This is a genomic window from Denitrobacterium detoxificans (genome assembly GCF_015062615.1).
In the GTDB taxonomy this organism is placed as follows: Bacteria; Actinomycetota; Coriobacteriia; order Coriobacteriales; family Eggerthellaceae; genus Denitrobacterium; species Denitrobacterium detoxificans_A.
Genome location: NZ_SUUH01000001.1, coordinates 302,983 through 319,996, shown reverse-complemented (window position 1 = coordinate 319,996; position 17,014 = coordinate 302,983). Strand labels below are relative to the sequence as shown.

The following is a 17,014-nucleotide window of genomic DNA, read 5'->3' as shown; positions in this document are numbered from 1 at the left end:
CTTGTTCGTGTTCTATATCCCAGAAAAGGCAAGTCTATGATCGACGAACTGCATGTGAAGAATGTTGCCCTCATCCAGGAGGCCACCCTTTCGCCTGCCCAGGGCCTTACGGTGGTCACGGGCGAAACGGGTGCCGGCAAAACGGCCCTGCTGTCGGCGTTGAAGCTGTTGGTGGGCGAACGTGCCGATGCCCATATGGTTCGGGAAGGCGCCAGCTCTTTGTCGGTCGAGGGGCGCTTTTACACGCCGTCGTCGAACGAGGCGGAAGGCGTGGTGGTAAGCCGCACCCTTTCCGCCGATGGTCGAAGCAGGGTGCACGTCGATGGTTCCATTTCCAGCGTGCAGCAGCTTGCGCACACGGTGGGCGCCAGCGTCGACTTGTGCGGCCAGCACGAGCATCAGCGCCTGCGCGTGGCCGCCAACCACCGCAAGATGCTCGACGCCTGGATGGGCTCCTCGCTTTCCCAGCCCATGGAAGCATATGCGCAGGCCTGGCGCGCGGCGAACGAGGCCGCCAGCGTCCTGCGGGCGGTGCGTGAAGCGGGGAATATGAGCAACGAGGAAGTCGACCAGGCGCGCTACGTGGTAACGCGCATTGGCGAGGTGAATCCCATGCCCGGTGAATACGAAGAGCTGCTTGCCAGCGTTCCGCGCGCCGAGAATGCCGAGCAGCTCATGATGTCCGTTTCCGGTGCGTATCAGGCCCTTTCGGGCGAGGGCGGGGCGCTCGACGCGCTTTCGCAGGCTGCAGGCCTCCTGGAGCGCGTTTCGGGTGTCGACGAGTCGTTGGGGGCGCTGGCGGAAAGCCTGCGCGAAGCCAGCTACGTTGTTGAGGACGTTTCGCGCGACACGCGTGCCTATCGCGACGATTTGGAATACTCGCCCGTGAACCTGGCGGAAATGCAGGAGCGCCTTGGCGAGCTGCAGGGGCTCATGCGCACGTGGGGGCCTGGCATGGAACAGGTCTTCGAAGCGCGCGAGGCAGCCTTGCAGGCGCTTGCGGCCTACGATTCGCTCGACGAACGCCTGCGGGAAGCGCAGGCGGAAGTCCAGGCGGCGGAAGAGGCCTTGGCTCGTGCGGCCAGCGCGCTGCACGACGCCCGCGCCAGTGCCGCTCCCCAGTTCGCCGAGGCGGTTTCCGCCCAGATGGGGCGCTTGGAAATGAATGGCGCAACGCTGGAATGCGGCGTTACCCAGTTGCCGCGCGAATCGTGGACGGCCCAGGGGCCCGACGCCGTGGAGTTCCTCTTCAAGCCTGGCGCGAACATGAGCGCGCGCCCCTTGGGAAAGATTGCCTCGGGCGGCGAGACGAGCCGCGTCATGCTTGCCATCAAGGTGGTCATGGGTTCGCGCGACGACGTGGAAACGCTCGTGTTCGACGAGGTCGACGCTGGGGTAGGGGGCAGCGCTGCGCGCGCTCTGGCCGACGTACTAGTCGATCTTTCGAAGACGCACCAGGTTATCGTCGTTACGCATTTGGCCCAGGTGGCAGTGGCGGGTGCCTGCCATTACGTGGTAAGCAAAACGGGCGGAAGCGAACCTTCCACCCAGCTCGAACCCGTAAGCGGCACTAGCCGCGTGCGCGAAATCGCGCGCATGCTTTCGGGCGATGCAAGCAGCATGAGCATGGAACATGCCCGCGCGTTGCTTCAAGAACGGGCGTAGCGGGTGCCCTGCGTGGGCTACGAATGCGCCATGGACGTGAAGCGCATGTCGTTTCCGCAGATGGTGCAGGCAACATGTTCGCTTTGCATAAGGTGCACCAGGTGCGCCATGGTCTCGCCCAGCGAAAAGTACTTCTGCTGAAGCGACCAGGCATCCCAGTTAGCGTGCTTCCATGCGCAGTTGCGTGCGATGTCGGCGAGCGTGGAAGAGCCTGCGGCTACCAGCCCATCGATCTCGTCCAGGCGCTGGGCGTGATGGTTCAGCAGGAACGCCAAGCGCTCATGTACCTGCTCGAAGGGCTCTCCGTGTCCTGCTAGGGCAAGGTCGATATCGAGATTGCCCAGCTTGCGCAGGCTGGAAAGGAAGTCTCCCAGATTATCGCGCGAGGTAAGCCACGTGGAAACCGTGGGCGTAATGCGCTCGAGCACGGTATCGCCGGCAATGAGCAAGCGTGCGGTGGGCTCGTAGAGGCAGATGTGCCAGTTGTCGTGACCGGGCGTGGCGACTACGCGGAACGTGTAGCCAGCGGCCTTGAATTCGTCCCCGTCGTCCAGGAAGTGGAAGTTCGGGCGCTTCTTCAGGGGGAGCAGTTCGCTGGTGAGCACGGTGCGCGATCCGTCGCGGCCACCACTGCCACCTGCAAGACCAACCTTTTCGCCGACGATTCGCTCCAGGACGGGCTCGATGATTTCCGCCTCCATGGCCAGGTTGTCGCTTACTTCCTGGAAGGAATGCATGTTTGCGTGAATGGTCATGCCGGGCGTCCACAGGCGGTCGAGGCAACCCGTGTGGTCGGGGTGGGAATGCGTGAGGATGATCTCTACGGTATCCCAGCTGCGGCCGAAGTATGCCAGCGCTGCATCGAGCGTATCGGAGCATTCCTGGTTATCGAATCCCACGTCCACGATGGTCGTCTTGTCGTCTCCCAGGATGAAGTAGGAATTCAGGAATCGGAGGGGGTTGTCGGGCAGGGGAACCTGAACGCGCCAGATGCGCGGTCTGATTTCCTCGATAGGCTGCAGATTCACCAGGCCCTCCTTCCGACATTTCGCTTGATTGCCCGTATTCTATCGCTTGCGAAGGGAATGAGAGCTTTGAAGTGCGCTTAGCGGCTGCTTTTCTACGCTTGCTTTATCTCGGTTTCACGTTTGCTCCACCATTCGCGTGCGAAACGCAGAAGGGCGTCGCGTTCGTTGGGGAGCGTCTCGTCCATGACCGCCTCGAGCATGGCGTTCAAGGCCGCGCCAATGTGGGGCCCTTGTGGCATGCCCATTGCCAGCAGGTCCTTTCCGCTTACGTTGAGGGCCGCTACCGTGAAGGGCTGGCTCTGCGCGAGGATGAGGTCGAGGCAATCCTCGATGGCCTGCGCATGGGCAACGCCCGATTGGTATTCGGGGGCATGCGATAGGGAATCGGCGCGCTTCACGCTGCAGAGGGCGCGCAGCAGCTCGGGGTCTCCGTTGAGCTTGCGCAGGAGCCGCTTCACGTATTTTGGCTCGGGGATGGTTGGGCAATCGTGATAGCGCACGAGCGTGGTGACGCGTTCGATGAACGCGGGGCTCATCTTCAGGCGCTTCATCGCGCGCTTCGCAAGGGGGATGCCCTCGTGGGCGTGGCCGTAGAAATGCCCCACGCCTTCCTCGTCGACGGTGAACGTGCTGGGCTTGCCGATGTCGTGGAAGAGCGTCGCCCAGCGCGCAAGCGGATCGGGCGTGGCGTACTGCACGGCGTAGGCGGTGTGCTCCCACACGTCGTAGATGTGGTACTTCGTTTTCTGATCGAACCCGATCATGGGAGTGACCTCGGGGATGACGCGGCCGATGATGTCGGCGTATGCCATGAGCGCGCCATGTACGTACTCGCCGCATATCAGGCCTTCGAGTTCGTGGGATATGCGCTCGGCCGCGATGAGCTTCAGGTTGGAAGCCTGCGCGCGCATGCCCGATGCGGTCTGTTGGTCTATGGCGAACCCAAGCTGGCTTGCGAATCGAACGCCTCGCAAAATGCGCAGGGCGTCTTCCATGAACCGCTTTTCCGGTTCGCCCACGGCGCGGATCGTTCGCGCGCGAAGGTCGGCCTGCCCGTTGAACGGATCGAGAAGCCCTCGCGTGGGATGCCAGGCCATGGCGTTGATGGTGAAATCGCGTCGTGCCAGGTCTTCCTGGATGGAACGCGTGAACTGCACGGAATCGGGGTGGCGGCCGTCGGTGTACGCTCCGTCGATGCGGTACGTGGTGATTTCCAGGGGCGTTCCCTTGCTGATGGCCGTGAGCGTGCCGTGCGCTATGCCGGTTTCCACGGTGCGAATGCCGCTGGCCTCGAGTACGGCTTGCGTTTCGTTCCAGAGCGCATTGCAGGCAATGTCGAAGTCATGCACGGGGCGGCCTAGTAGGGCGTCGCGTACGCAACCGCCCACGAGCCATGCCTCGAGCCCGGCATCTTCCAGGATGCCGAGGACGCGAATGGCCTGATTGCCCTGCTCGTTGTTGTCGAAAGGATTATCCATGCCCCTATTCTACCCGCAGTGACCCGTGCCCGCGCACCGCGTTCCGCACTTGATATCGACGTGCAATGGGCAATTGCGTAGACGTTCATATGACGTGCCGCGATGCGCTAGAATGCGAGGTGATTAGAAATTCACGGCGCGAAGCATGATAGGGGCTAACCCATGGAAGACCGTAAATCGTTTGCGCTTCTCATTGATTCCGACAACATTTCCGCAAAGTACATTCAGGCCATCATGAACGAGCTGACCAGCCGTCATGGCCAGGTTACGTACCGTCGCATCTACGGCGACTGGACGAGCAGCCAGATGGGGAAGTGGAAGGATGTGCTGGCGGAGTATTCGCTTACCCCCATGCAGCAGTTTGCCAACACCAAGGGCAAGAACGCCACCGATTCGTTTCTCATTATCGATGCCATGGACATCCTCTACGAAGGCAAGGTGCAGGGGTTCTGCATCGTTTCCAGCGATAGTGATTTCACGCGCCTGGCGAGCCGCCTGCGCGATGCCGGCATGACGGTGGTGGGCATGGGCGAGCAGAAGACGCCTCGCTCGTTCCGCAATGCCTGCACGGTGTTTACGGCGCTCGAGGTCATCAGCCAGGATCAGGAAGATGCCGAGACGGCCGCATCCGAGGTTCATTCCCTCGAGGAGAATGGCGTCAGCCTGAAGGAGACGTCTTCGGCGATCGTGGACATCATCAACGAGTACAGCGGCAAGGGCACGCAGATCTCGCTGGCCGAAATAGGCAGCCGCCTGGTGGACATCTATCCCGATTTCGACGTGCGCGCCTTTGGCTACAGCCAGCTTTCGAAGTTCCTGGAAAGCTTCCCGAACCTGCAGCTGGAACGTCGCCACAACGTGGTGCTCGTGGCCCTGCGCGATGCCGATAGCCTGCGTGGCGAGGTTTCGTCGTTCATCGTCGACGAGGTGCGCAAGGGGAAGACGGGCGGCGTGAGCTTGAGCAAGATCGGCGATATGGTCTACGAGGCGTATCCCGATTTCAACGTAAAGGACTTTGGCTACTCGAAGCTCTCGAAGTTCGTGCGCGATGTCGACGGCGTCATCGTGAGCGTCGACGAGTCGGGCGCCCGCGTGTACCCTGACTACGATTAGGCGGGGCCTGCATGCTGCATGAATGCAAGGGCATGCTTGCCGCTGCTTGTTGCGAGGTGCGTTCGTGAGGAATGACACTGCGGTAGCGCTTGCCAGCCTTAACAATGCCTTCTACGCCGCCCATGCCGATTCGTTTGCGTCGACGCGTCGTTCGGCTTGGCCGGGGTGGGTGCGGTGCGCCCAGCAGCTGCGCGATTGCTGGGGCGCGGGCGATCCGCGTCTTTCGGGCGAGGTTCCGCTGCGCGTTCTCGACGTGGCATGTGGCACGCTGCGTTTCGAGCGATACCTGAGGGAGGCGTTTCCCGAAGCGAACCTACGCGTGACGGCGCTTGATTCGTGCCCCCAGCTCGTGTGCGAGGATGGGCTGGAAGACGTTGCCATCGAGTACCATTGCATCGATATCGTGCGGGCACTTTTGGGTCAGGCTGCGAAGACGGATGCGTGGCTGGGCGTTCCTGCGGGCGCCTTCGACATCGTGGCTTGCTTTGGCTTCTTCCATCACGTGCCCGGGGCTGCCAACAGGGACATGCTCGCGGATGCGCTTTTGAGGGCGCGTGCGCCCAAGGGGGCCTTGGCGGTTTCCCTGTGGCGGTTCATGGACGATGCGGGGCTTGCGGCCAAGGCGCGCATTGCGCATGAGCAGGCTCAGACAGCATTGCCCCTGCAAGGGGAGTCGCTTGATTTTTCCGACCTGGAGCCTGGCGATTGGATTATTGGCTGGCAGGGGCGCCCGGGTGCGTATCGCTACTGCCATAGCTTCGACGACGGGGATGCCACATTGCTAAGGGAGCACATGGCCCGCGTGCAAGAGGTCGACGTAGCGTGCTTTCGTGCCGACGGCCGCACGCATGCGCTCAACGAGTACCTAATGGCCTATTCCGCGACTGCACTTGGCAAGGCGATGCAATCGTAGCGCACGGCCTTTCCCGATAGGGAATAGCTTGGCTTGCGTTCTGCCAGGTATGGCCCCTTGACGGGGCGCTTGATGACCACCTTGCGGGGATGTGCCGCCAGTGCGGCTTGCAGCAGCTCGTCCTGGTTCTCGCAGGGGCGTTCCAGATGATGAAGCAGCTGGAACTTCTTCTTTACGGCAGCGCTTTTCGTGCGCTCGGGAAACATGGGATCCAGGTAGACCACGTCGGGCGCATGCCTGCCTTCCGCAAGCGCCTGAATGCTATCGCCTTCGATGACGTGCAGTCGCTCTGCCGCCTGTGCGCATGCGGGGTCTTTCGCCGCGCGTGCGATGGTGTCGGCGAGCAGGGCGGCGATGATGGGGTTTGCCTCGTAGGCATATACCGTGAACCCTGCAGCGGCAAGTAGCATGGCGTCTTCGCCCAGGCCAGCGGTCGCGTCAAGCGCCACTGGGTCCGCGACGCCCTTTAGCTTCGCCGCGCGTACGAGCAGCTCGCGGTGTACCTTGCTGGGATGCAGGCGGCGGGCCAGATGGCCCAGGTCGACGCGCATGGTCATTCCATCGGAAACGAGCGCCATGCCCGCCTCGTCGATGGTCAGGAGCGTGGCGGCAGGCGTTTCCGATGCGTCGGGAGCAAGGTAGGGCACGCCCAGGTGCTCGGCAAGCTCTCTGGCTGCCTTGTCGTATTGGTTCAGGGTGGCGCGTACGGCGATGTCGTATGTCTTCGGGGTTTCCATGGTGCCAGTGTAGCGTGTTGTTCCGTGCTGCACGGCGAAATGGGTGCGGCACGGGGGCGTTTCCATGGCTCGCACAAGTTGCCTTCCATCGCGTGCGCGCATGATACGCGCACAAAGAGCATTCGGCAGGTAACAATTGCCTTCCCGATGCCCGCGCCCGAGCTACCGGCTGGGCATGCGGGATACACTGGCACTATGCGCTCGTGAGAGGGGGTTCGAATGAAGCATGCCGCGCCAAATGGCTCGCGCCGTCAGGCTCTGCCGCCGCTGGGCCCTGGCCTGCAGATCGTGCGTGCCCTGTTCGTCTTGGAGCTCCTGCTTGCGTTCGCGAATGCGGCTATCCTGAATCCTGCCGAGTTCGACTACGACCTTTCGCTCTTTCGCTCGGTGTTCGCCGTTATTTCCTCTACGCTTTCCGTATGGTTCATTTCCAGGCGCGCTGCTTTTGGCAGGCCGTTCATCGTGGTTACCTCGCTTCTCACGTGCATTCTGATGCTCGTCGACGAGTTCTACCTTGGCGCGGGCAACGAGGTGGTCACCTCCATTGGCGTGGTGCCCATGTTCGCCATTGTGACCTTTCAGCTGCTGATATACGTATCGGCGGCATCGTATGTGGCGGTGTCCAGTCGCGTGCATGCAACGCTCGTCGTGCGCTTGCGCAGCGTCACCCAGGTCGAGAAGTTCCTCACCGCCGCCGTTCCCGTGCGTCATCGCATGCGGAAGTGGCCGTTCTGGCGTGACCTTGCCATCTACTTCGTGGCCTTCTCGTTCCTGGGGCATTGGGCGGAAATGCTGTTCTGCCAGCTCATTGCCGCGGGTGTCTTCATGGGCGACTACGATTTGAGCAATGCGATGCTTTGGGAGCAATGGCTGTATCCGTTTTCCGCCGAGGGCATCGCCATTGCATTGGTCGTCGTGATCCTGCATCCATTCAAGGAATGGCTCATGAAGCGTACGGGTGGCCGCGTGGCCATAGCGCTGCCGCTGAGCTTCGTGCTCATCGCGCTTTCGTGCACCGCTATCGACTTCACCACGGGCATTACGGCGAATGCCGACTATCATCTATGGGATTATCGCAACATGCCCTTCAACTTCATGGGGCAGATCTGCCTGCAGAATTCGCTCGTGTATTCCGTGGCTGCCACGTTGATCGTGTGGTACGTCTATCCGCTTATGGACAAGGGCATGTCGCGCTTGCCGCGATGGTTCGCCGATATGCTGTTCTGGGTACTCGTTTCTGCCTATGGCTTCCTTGCCCTGCTGCATTTCATGTATCTAAGCCCCACGGGTTGGGTGTTCGGCTAGCGTCTACTGCGCGAAAAAAAAGAGCGCCCTGCAAGATGACAGGACGCTCTTCGGCGTTTGACGTGGCGTGACGCTTATTTGTGGTAGTACGTGCTCAGCTCGTAGCGCGGTTCACAGCATACGTTGATGCCGAGCTTCTTGTACAGGCGCTCGTCGGCTTCGGAGATGATGACGCTGAAGAACGCGTCGCAACCGCGCAGGGCGTCGGTGTGTTTCATGAGCTCCTCGGCAATGGGATTCGTCGTCGTGCTCACGGAAAGCGCCAGCAGCGTTTCGTCGGAATGCAGGCGCGGGTTGCGGCTGCCCAGGTGCTGCGTCTTCAGGTGGCAGATGGGGTGAATGGCCGTATCGCTGATGACGTCGATGTCGCCGATGCCCGCAGCGTACTTGAGCGCGTTCATGAGCGTTGCCGATGCGGCACCCAGAAGATCGCTCGTCTTGCCCGTGAGGATGTGGCCGTCGGGCATTTCGATGGCGCCCGCGGGGCCACCCGTGGCCTCGGCCTTCAGCAGAGCCTTCGTGCGAACTTCGAAGTCGGCTTCGTTTACGCCCGCCTGGTTCATGAGCAGGCGCAGCTTTTCGATCTGTATGCTTTCCGCCTTGCCCTGCTTCACGGCAACCGAGGTGTGGAAGTAGCGGCGCAGGATTTCGCGCTTGGCGGCTTCGCGAACGATCTCGTCGTTGGAAATGCCCAGGCCAGCCATGTTCACGCCCATGTCGGTGGGGCTCTGGTAGGGGCTTTCGCCCATGATGCGCTCCATGAGCGCCTTCAGCACGGGGAAGACTTCGATGTCGCGGTTGTAGTTGACGGTGGATTCGCCATAAGCCTCCAGGTGGAAGGGGTCGATGGCGTTAGCGTCGTCGAGGTCGACCGTGGCGGCTTCGTAGGCAATGTTCACGGGGTGACGCAGCGGCAGGTTCCAGATGGGGAACGTCTCGTACTTGGCATAGCCGGCCTTCACGCCGCGCTTGTGCTCGTGGTAGATCTGCGAGAGGCAGGTGGCCATCTTGCCCGAACCGGGGCCGGGGGCCGTAACCACTACGAGGGGACGCGTCGTTTCCATGAACTCGTTCTTGCCGAAGCCGTTGTCGCTTACGATGCCCTCGATATCGGTGGGATAGTTCGCGATGGGGTAGTGCAGGCAGCTGCGCACGCCCAGAGCAGCCAGGCGGGTGCGGAATGCTTCCGCGGAAGGCTGGCCGGTGTAGCGCGTGATGACCACGCCGCCCACCATGAATCCCATGCTGGAAAAGACGTCGAGCAGACGCAGCACGTCATCGTCGTAGCCGATGCCCAAGTCGCCGCGGATCTTGTTCTTCTCGATGTCGTTGGCGTTGATGGCGATGATGATCTCGACGTCGTCCATCATGCTCTTGAGCATGCGGATCTTCGAGTCGGGCTCGAATCCGGGAAGTACGCGGCTCGCGTGGTAGTCGTCGAAGAGCTTGCCGCCGAATTCCAGGTACAGCTTGCCGTCGAATTGGGCAATGCGTTCGCGGATGTGGTTTGCCTGAAGTTCGATGTACTTGTCGTTATCAAAGCCTATGCGCATACGTATTCCTAACTTGCTAGCCAATGGCGAAACCGGGATTGTGCAACCCCTCCATGTTAATGCAAATGCCCCGTCCTTTGCATTCGGTGCCAGACCATTCACCATCGTTTCATTTTGCCAGGTCGGGAATAAGTTCACTCTTTGAAGATTGTTCATTTGCGGAATTGATTTTTTGCACGAAGCGTAATGTATCCGCCAATAATCTCAACGAGGGAAGGATGTGTTATGGCGCGTGCTGGTGGTCAGGTAGCGAAGGGCGGGCAGGGCGGTTTCCGCGGATTCCTGTCGCGTAAGGACATCGAGGTGAGTTTCCAGCGGTATGCCATCGATGCCATGTCGGCCATGGCCCAGGGTCTGTTTGCATCGCTGCTCATGGGCACGATTCTGAACACCATCGGTTCGCTTACGGGCGTTTCCTTCTTCAACGACATCGGCGCGTTCGCCCAGGCTGCCACGGGTGCCGCCATGGCCGTTGCCATTGGCTACGCACTCAAGAGCCCCGGCCTGGTTCTGTTCTCGCTTGCCGCAGTGGGCTATGCGTCCAACACCGCCGGCGGCGCGGGCGGGCCGCTTGCCGTGCTCGTCATTGCCATCATCGCCGCCGAATTCGGCAAGGCGGTTCATGGCGAAACGAAGGTGGACATCCTCGTTACCCCTGGCGTGACCATCTTGGTTGGCTGCGGCCTCGCGATGGCCATCGGTCCCTGGATTGGCGCGCTTGCCTCTGCCGTGGGCGGCTTCATCATGTGGGCTACTGAGCTCCAGCCGCTTTGGATGGGCATCATCGTTTCGGTCGTGGTGGGCATCGCTCTTACGCTGCCCATCTCCTCGGCTGCCATTTGCGCTGCCCTGGGCCTTACGGGCTTGGCCGGCGGTGCCGCGCTTGCCGGCTGCTGCGCCCAGATGGTCGGCTTTGCCGTGCTGAGCTTCCGCGATAACGGTTGGGGTGGCGTCGTTTCCCAGGGCCTGGGCACCTCGATGCTGCAGATGGGCAACATCATGCGCAAGCCCGTCGTGTGGGTCGTGCCCATCCTCGTGTCCGCCATTACCGGCCCGGTGGCAACGTGCCTGTTCCACATGGAGCAGAATGGCGCTGCCATTGCCAGCGGCATGGGCACGTGCGGTTTGGTGGGCCCCATTGGCCTGTATACGGGCTGGGTCTCGGGCGGTGCCGTGCCCGGCGTCGCGGAGTGGCTGGGCATGATCCTCGTTTGCTTCGTGCTTCCCGCCGTTCTCGCCTGGGCGTTTGGCGTTTTGTTCCGTCGCCTTGGCATTATCCGCGAAGGCGATCTGAAGCTTGACTAGCCGTTTATAGTGGCTTTATGGCAAAAGCGTCCATCTGGACGAATCGCGCAAGATGTACGATTCGTTCGGGGGCGCTTTTCGGTATTATGGAACCATATGTATACAGGAGGTGCTTGAGCATGAAAATCGGCTTTATCGGTGCAGGTAATATGGCATCGGCGATCATGGGCGGCATTATCGAATCCGGCCTTGTCGACGCCTCGAGCGTATTCGCCAGCAATCCTTCTCGCGAGAAGCTCGACGAGCTTTCCTCGCGCTTGGGCATTACCCCGGCAAGCAGCAACTCCGAAATCGTGCGCACGTGCGATGTGGTGGTGCTGGCGGTCAAGCCGGCCGTGCTCGAAACGGTTATCTCGGAAGTCGCGACCGTCGATTCCGATCCTCTGTTTATCTCCATCGCCGCGGGCAAGAGCATCGAATGGATCGAAGCCTCGTTCGTGCACGCGCGTGCCTTGGAAGGCAATCTGAATGTGTTCGAGCGCATCGAGGGCGCGGCGCGCTCCGTGCGCCTCGTGCGTTGCATGCCCAACACCCCCGCGTTGGTTGGCCAGGGCATGTCGGGGCTGTGCGCCAATGCTACCGCCACCGAAGAGGACATGCGCATTGCGCTCGACATCTTCGGCTCGTGCGGTCGCGCTCTGCAGATGTCCGAGCAGATGGTCGACGTCATTGGCGTCGTTGCGGGATGCACGCCCGCGTTCACGTTCCTGTTCATCGAGGCGCTTGCCGATGCGGCCGTTGCCGAGGGCATGTCGCGCGCCGATGCTTACCAGGTCGTTTCGCAGGCCGTTATGGGCAGCGCCCAGCTGGCGCGCGACACGGGGAAGCACCCGGGTCAGCTGAAGGATATGGTCACGTCGCCCGCGGGCACTACCATAGAAGGCGTGCAGGCGCTCGAGGAAGACGGCTTCCGCGCCGCTGCCATGCATGCCGTTCGCCGCGCCATGGAGAAGACTCGGAAGCTGTAGTCGAGCCTGTGGTGCCTCTGCTTCGAAACACGGCCTCGGGCATGCTCGGGGCCGTGACTTGCTTATTGGATACGAGAAAAGGGAAGGAAGGGTAGCTTGCGAAATATTCTGCGCGTATTCGGTCGCGATTTCATGCGGTTGCTTAAATCGCCCGCTGCGCTTGTCGTAATTGTCGCCCTCATCGTTCTCCCGTCTATGTATACGTGGTTCAACGTCCTGGGCTTTTGGGACCCGTATAGCAATACGGGCAATTTGAAGGTCTGCGTCGTCAACGAGGATACGGGAGCCTATTCCGAGGATATGGGTCAGCTCGACCTCGGTAGCCAGATCGTTTCGAACCTCGAGGAAAATACCCAGCTGGGCTGGGAGTTTACCGACCGCGATACCGCCATCCAGAAGGTGCAGTCGGGTGAGGCGTACGCCGCATTCGTCATTCCCTCCGATTTCAGCTCGTGCTTTACCACCCTTTTGTCGGGCGACATCCAACGCCCCCAGCTCGAGTACTACGTGAACGAGAAGCTGGGTGCCGTGTCGCCGAAGATCACCGATACGGGCGCTACCTCGCTCGACCAGACGATCAACGCCGCGTTCGTTTCGTCGGCAAGCGAAGTGGTTACCGCCAAGCTCGACGAGGCCGTTGACAATGCCCAGGCCGACATTGGCCAGGCGCGGGAAAACGTGATCGCGCGCTTCACCACGGCGCAAGAGAGCATTGCCTCGGCCCGCCAGTCTGCATCCGAGCTGTCCAGTTCCGCCGAAGAGGCGCTTACGAAGTCGGCCGATGCGCGGCAGAAGCTGCAGGATGCCAAGGGCGACATCGCGCTCATCTCCGGCTCTCTGAACGACGTCCAATCGCTTACGCTCACCGCGCAGGACAATCTGGCGACCATGTCGTCCACCGTGTTCACCAACATGGACCAGGGCTCGGTGCTTGCTTCGCGCGCGGCTTCCAATGCCAATATTGCCGTGAGCGAGACCTGCTCGTCCGTCATTGCCGCCGAGGGCTCCGTGGAAAGCGCCATCGCATATGGGGAGTCGTCCGTTTCGCAAAACGAGACGACTATCGCTCAGCTAAAGGTCATCGCCAACGCTCTACCCGATGGCCAGGAGAAGACCTCGCTGCTTGCCGCAATCGACGCCATGGAGACGCGCAACCAAAGTCTCTCCTCGTCTCTGCAGAACCTGAAGACCATCAGCGCGGATACGAAGAAGGCCGCAGCCGATACTTCCGATGCGAGCAACACGGCCAACGAAGCGGCTCAGTCGGCCATCGCGAACGCCGACGAGTACCGTACGGTGCTTGCCACCTCCGTCATCCCCAATGTCGATAGCGCGCTGTCCGGCATCGCCTCCACGTCTGGTTCGCTTTCCTCTACGGTGGCGCGCCAGTCTCTTCTCATCGATCAGACGCTTGCCGTTCTCGATCAGCTCGACGAGACGCTGCGCTCTTCCAAGGACGCCCTTGACCAAACCGACGACCTGCTCGCTACGCTTCAGACGAGCATCGATACGGTGAAGGCCGACGTAGAGGCGCTGGGTACGTCGCAGCTGTTCGGTCAGATCTTCGGGGTCGACGGGAACATCGATTCCTCGAAGGTGGCCGACTTCATGCTTTCGCCCACCGAGCTCACCACCGAAACGCTCTATTCCGTGAATTCCTTCGGTTCGGCCATGGCCCCACTGTTCACCAACCTCACGCTCTGGATTGGCGTGTTTATGCTCATGGTCATCCTGAAGCAAGAGGTCGATAGGGGAGACATCAAGGGGCTTACCTTGCGCCAGGCCTATGTTGGCCGTGGTCTCTTCCTCTCGGTGCTCGTCATGCTGCAGGCGATCGTGTGCTGCGTGGGCAATATGTTCCTGGGCGTGCAAACGGTAAACGTGCCCTTGTATTTGCTTACCGCCGTCGTGGCCTCGCTGTCCTATTTGGCCATTCAGTATTCGCTCTCCGTGCTGCTTCAGCATATCGGCAAGGGCATCTGCATCATCTTGGTATTCGCGCAGATTCCCGGTGCCACGGGGCTATACCCCGTCGAGATGACGCCTTCGTTCTTCCAGGCCATTTACCCGCTGCTTCCGTTTACGTATGGCATCAATGCCATGCGCGAGACCATAGCCGGCTTCTACGGCGATCATTGGGCGTTTTGCATGGGCATGCTCGTTGTGTTCTTCGTCGTCTTCACGGGGCTTGCCCTCATCGTGCGGCCGTACCTTACGAATCTCAATCGCCTGTTCTCGCGTCAGATTCGCGAGAGCGACATCATGAATGGCGAGGAGTCGGAGCTGCCTGCGCGTAGGTTCCGCCTGGCTCAGGTGATCAGCGTACTTGCCGATCGCGAAGACTACCGCGAGCAGCTGCTCGTTTCCGTGGAACGCTTTGCGTTTTGGTATCCGCGCCTCATGCGTGGTGCGTGGATTCTTGGCTTTGGCGTGCCCTTGGTGGTAACGCCCTTGTTGGCGTTTTCGGGTACGGCAAAGCTCGTAATGCTCACGGCATGGCTTGTCTGGCTCATATTGATCATGATCTTCCTGGTTGTCGTGGAGCATATTCGCGACAATATCGAGCATCGCGTGAGCGCCATCGGTCTTACCGACGAGCAGCTGCGCGAGGTGTACAGCCAGCATCAGAGCGTTCACGGTACGCCTCTGGCGCGTGCCATTGACGTGCTGCGTGGGGGTGGTGCACGATGAAGAACGTATGGCGCCTGTTCGTAGGCGATCTGAAGCGCGTTTTCAGTAACGTGGTCACCGTGATCATCGTGTTGGGCTTGGTGTTCTTGCCCTCCATCTTCAGCTGGTACAACATCCTGGCGTGCTGGGACGTGTTTGGCAATACGGGCAACTTGAAGGTGGCCATTGCCAACAGCGACGAGGGGTACGAAAGTGACCTCGTTCCGCTCGAGATCAACATCGGCGACCGTGTCGTTTCCACGCTTCGCGCAAACGACCAGCTGGAATGGCAGTTCGTTAGCGAGGACGAGGCTATCGAGGGCGTTGAATCGGGCGAGTACTATGCCGCCATCGTCATTCCTTCCAGCTTCAGCCGCGATATGATGACGTTCTATTCGGAAGACTCCTCGCATGCGGAAATCGTCTACTACACGAACGAGAAGAAGAACGCCATTGCCCCCAAGGTAACGGGGCAGGGCGCCGATCAGGTTGCCTATCAGGTGAACGAGGCTTTCACGCAGACGCTTTCCGATACGGCGCTTTCCATCGCCTCGGCGTTGTACGAGTATGCGCAGGACAGCGATGCCAACGGTCGTATTGGCGAACTTGCCGATCATATTCAGACCATGGGCGACACCATGTCGCGTACGTCGAGCCTGCTTTCCTCGTATGCCGGTTTGGTTGACTCGGCCGAATCGCTCGTTTCCAGTTCGTCGCAGTTGCTCGATGATGCCCAGAACGCCGTTTCCGACGTCGAAAGCGATGCCCAGGGGGCAGACGCCGCGTTCGATAGCCTGTCTTCGGCGCTCTCCACGTCTACGTCGGCGCTTGAGGTCGCCCTTTCCAACACGGCCCAGGGGTACGACGACCTTTCGTCTTCGCTTGATGTCGTTTTCGGCGATGCCAATACGCTCGTTTCCGATCGCGTGAGCCAGCTCCGTAGCGAGGCGAGTGACGAACGGGCGCATATCAGCAGCCTGGAGAATCTGAAAGCGTCGCTCGAGACGCTGGAGGGCCAGGTCGACGAGCAATATAAGCCGTACATTCAGGCTGCCATAGCATCGGTGGACAACACCATCGCGGCCGATACCGCGCTTGCCGATACGCTCGATGCCGCTGCCGACGAGATCGAGAGCGGTACGGGTGATGCACAGGACAAGTATGCCCAGGCGAAGGAGTTGGTCGACCAGGCGAAGGCGAGCATTTCCGAGCTGCAGACGAATTACAGCACCGAGGTTAAGCCCGTGCTCGACGACCTGGCGAGCAACGTCTCCTCCTTGGCCGATTCGCTTGCCGTGAATGCCGCAACGCTTTCATCTGCCGCCGACGACCTGCAGGGTGACGCTGGGTCCATTTCCGAGAAGCTCTCTTCCGTGCGTGACGACCTCAATTTCGCCGCGCAGGACATGACGGCATCTGCCGATCGCCTGACCCAGCTTTCGTCCGAGCTGAAGGAGGCGCTCGCTTCGGGCGACACGGGCAAGCTTGCCACGTTGCTTTCAACCGATCCGAGTACGCTCGCCGAGGCGCTTTCCGCGCCCGTGCAGCTTGATAGGCATGCCATTTTCCCCGCTGAAAACTTCGGATCGCAGATGGCGCCCCTCTATACGACGCTTGCGGTGTGGATTGGCTCGCTTTTGCTTACCGTGGCCATTCGCGTTCTCGTTTCCAAAGATGCCCAGCGCGAACTCGTCGACCCCAAGCCGCGTCAGCTCTTCCTGGGTCGCTTCGGCATTTTCGCCCTTGCGTCGCTTGCCCAGACTACGGTAATGGCCTTGGGCAATATGTTCTTCCTGGGCGTGCAGGTGAACGAGCCGTTGCTGTACCTGCTGTGCTTCTGGTTTGGCGGACTGGTGTTCACGTTCCTGCTGTATTCGTTCGTGGTGTCGTTTGCCAACTTGGGCAAGGCCATGGGTGTTCTGCTGCTCATTGTGCAGGTTACGGCGGGCAATGGCAGTTATCCCTTGCAGGTGCTTCCCGATGCGTTCCAGGCCATAAGCCCCTATCTGCCTGCTACGCATATGATTGCCGCCATGCGTGCCGCCATGATGGGCGTGTATCAGAATGACTTCTGGGTGCAGCTTGGCCAGCTTGCCCTCTTCCTGGTGCCCGCCGCCTTGCTGGGCCTCGTGCTGCGCAAGCCGCTCGCGAGCTTCCTAAGCTGGTACGTGCGCAAGACGGAAGATTCCGGTCTCGTGCAGTAGCGGTAGGGTGGGGCGCAGTCCAGTGACGCGCGTTGTCATAGCATGTAAAACGGCCCGCGACAGGTAGTCGCGGGC

12 protein-coding genes are annotated in these 17,014 nt (G+C 60.8%); 8 read left to right on the top strand and 4 right to left on the bottom strand.

What is annotated here, in order from left to right; genetic code table 11:
• Positions 1-36: 36 nt before the first annotated feature.
• The gene (gene recN, locus E7002_RS01400; RefSeq protein ID WP_303727139.1) at positions 37-1,665 is read left to right on the top strand and encodes a DNA repair protein RecN; all 1,629 of its coding nucleotides are present in this window, start codon (positions 37-39) and stop codon (positions 1,663-1,665) included.
• A gap of 17 nt (positions 1,666-1,682) precedes the next feature.
• Here the strand turns inward: recN and E7002_RS01395 are convergent, their stop codons facing one another.
• Positions 1,683-2,693 carry an MBL fold metallo-hydrolase gene (locus E7002_RS01395; protein WP_303727138.1) on the bottom strand — a complete coding sequence of 337 codons (1,011 nt, stop codon included), beginning with the start codon at positions 2,691-2,693 and terminating at the stop codon, positions 1,683-1,685.
• A 92-nt stretch (positions 2,694-2,785) separates the two neighbouring features.
• A complete protein-coding gene (locus tag E7002_RS01390; RefSeq protein ID WP_303727137.1) occupies positions 2,786-4,171 on the bottom strand; it encodes a CCA tRNA nucleotidyltransferase in 1,386 nt (461 codons plus the stop codon).
• A 162-nt stretch (positions 4,172-4,333) separates the two neighbouring features.
• On the opposite strand from E7002_RS01390, the gene E7002_RS01385 reads away from it, so the two are divergent.
• Both E7002_RS01385 and E7002_RS01380 read left to right on the top strand, forming a co-directional pair.
• Positions 4,334-5,284 carry an NYN domain-containing protein gene (locus E7002_RS01385; protein ID WP_303727136.1) on the top strand — a complete coding sequence of 317 codons (951 nt, stop codon included), beginning with the start codon at positions 4,334-4,336 and terminating at the stop codon, positions 5,282-5,284.
• 64 nt (positions 5,285-5,348) lie between these two features.
• Positions 5,349-6,197 carry a bifunctional 2-polyprenyl-6-hydroxyphenol methylase/3-demethylubiquinol 3-O-methyltransferase UbiG gene (locus tag E7002_RS01380; protein ID WP_303727135.1) on the top strand — a complete coding sequence of 283 codons (849 nt, stop codon included), beginning with the start codon at positions 5,349-5,351 and terminating at the stop codon, positions 6,195-6,197.
• On the opposite strand, the gene E7002_RS01375 is transcribed toward E7002_RS01380, so the two are convergent.
• Complete coding sequence (locus E7002_RS01375) at positions 6,158-7,000, bottom strand: class I SAM-dependent methyltransferase (RefSeq protein ID WP_303727134.1); 843 nt, start codon at positions 6,998-7,000, stop codon at positions 6,158-6,160. The genes E7002_RS01380 and E7002_RS01375 overlap by 40 nt on opposite strands.
• A 153-nt stretch (positions 7,001-7,153) precedes the next feature.
• Here E7002_RS01375 and E7002_RS01370 point away from each other — a divergent pair, with 153 nt between their 5' ends.
• A complete protein-coding gene (locus E7002_RS01370) occupies positions 7,154-8,239 on the top strand; it encodes a putative ABC transporter permease (protein ID WP_303727133.1) in 1,086 nt (361 codons plus the stop codon).
• Between the two features lie 74 nt (positions 8,240-8,313).
• On the opposite strand, the gene E7002_RS01365 is transcribed toward E7002_RS01370, so the two are convergent.
• Entirely contained in the window at positions 8,314-9,792 is a 1,479-nt protein-coding gene (locus E7002_RS01365; protein ID WP_303727132.1) for a DUF1846 domain-containing protein, read from the bottom strand.
• Positions 9,793-10,017: 225 nt separating this feature from the next.
• On the opposite strand from E7002_RS01365, the gene E7002_RS01360 reads away from it, so the two are divergent.
• The 4 genes from E7002_RS01360 (at position 10,018) to E7002_RS01345 (ending at position 16,939) form a co-directional block, all read left to right on the top strand.
• Positions 10,018-11,097: a PTS transporter subunit IIC gene (locus E7002_RS01360; protein WP_303727131.1), complete on the top strand. Its 1,080-nt coding sequence runs from the start codon at positions 10,018-10,020 to the stop codon at positions 11,095-11,097.
• Positions 11,098-11,216: 119 nt separating this feature from the next.
• Positions 11,217-12,065 (top strand): pyrroline-5-carboxylate reductase, encoded by an 849-nt coding sequence (gene proC, locus E7002_RS01355; RefSeq protein ID WP_303727130.1) that lies wholly within the window; start codon positions 11,217-11,219, stop codon positions 12,063-12,065.
• Between the two features lie 96 nt (positions 12,066-12,161).
• Complete coding sequence (locus E7002_RS01350) at positions 12,162-14,756, top strand: YhgE/Pip domain-containing protein (RefSeq protein ID WP_303727129.1); 2,595 nt, start codon at positions 12,162-12,164, stop codon at positions 14,754-14,756.
• The gene (locus tag E7002_RS01345; protein WP_303727128.1) at positions 14,753-16,939 is read left to right on the top strand and encodes a YhgE/Pip domain-containing protein; all 2,187 of its coding nucleotides are present in this window, start codon (positions 14,753-14,755) and stop codon (positions 16,937-16,939) included. The genes E7002_RS01350 and E7002_RS01345 overlap by 4 nt, the downstream gene beginning before the upstream one ends.
• The last annotated feature ends 75 nt before the right edge of the window (positions 16,940-17,014 follow it).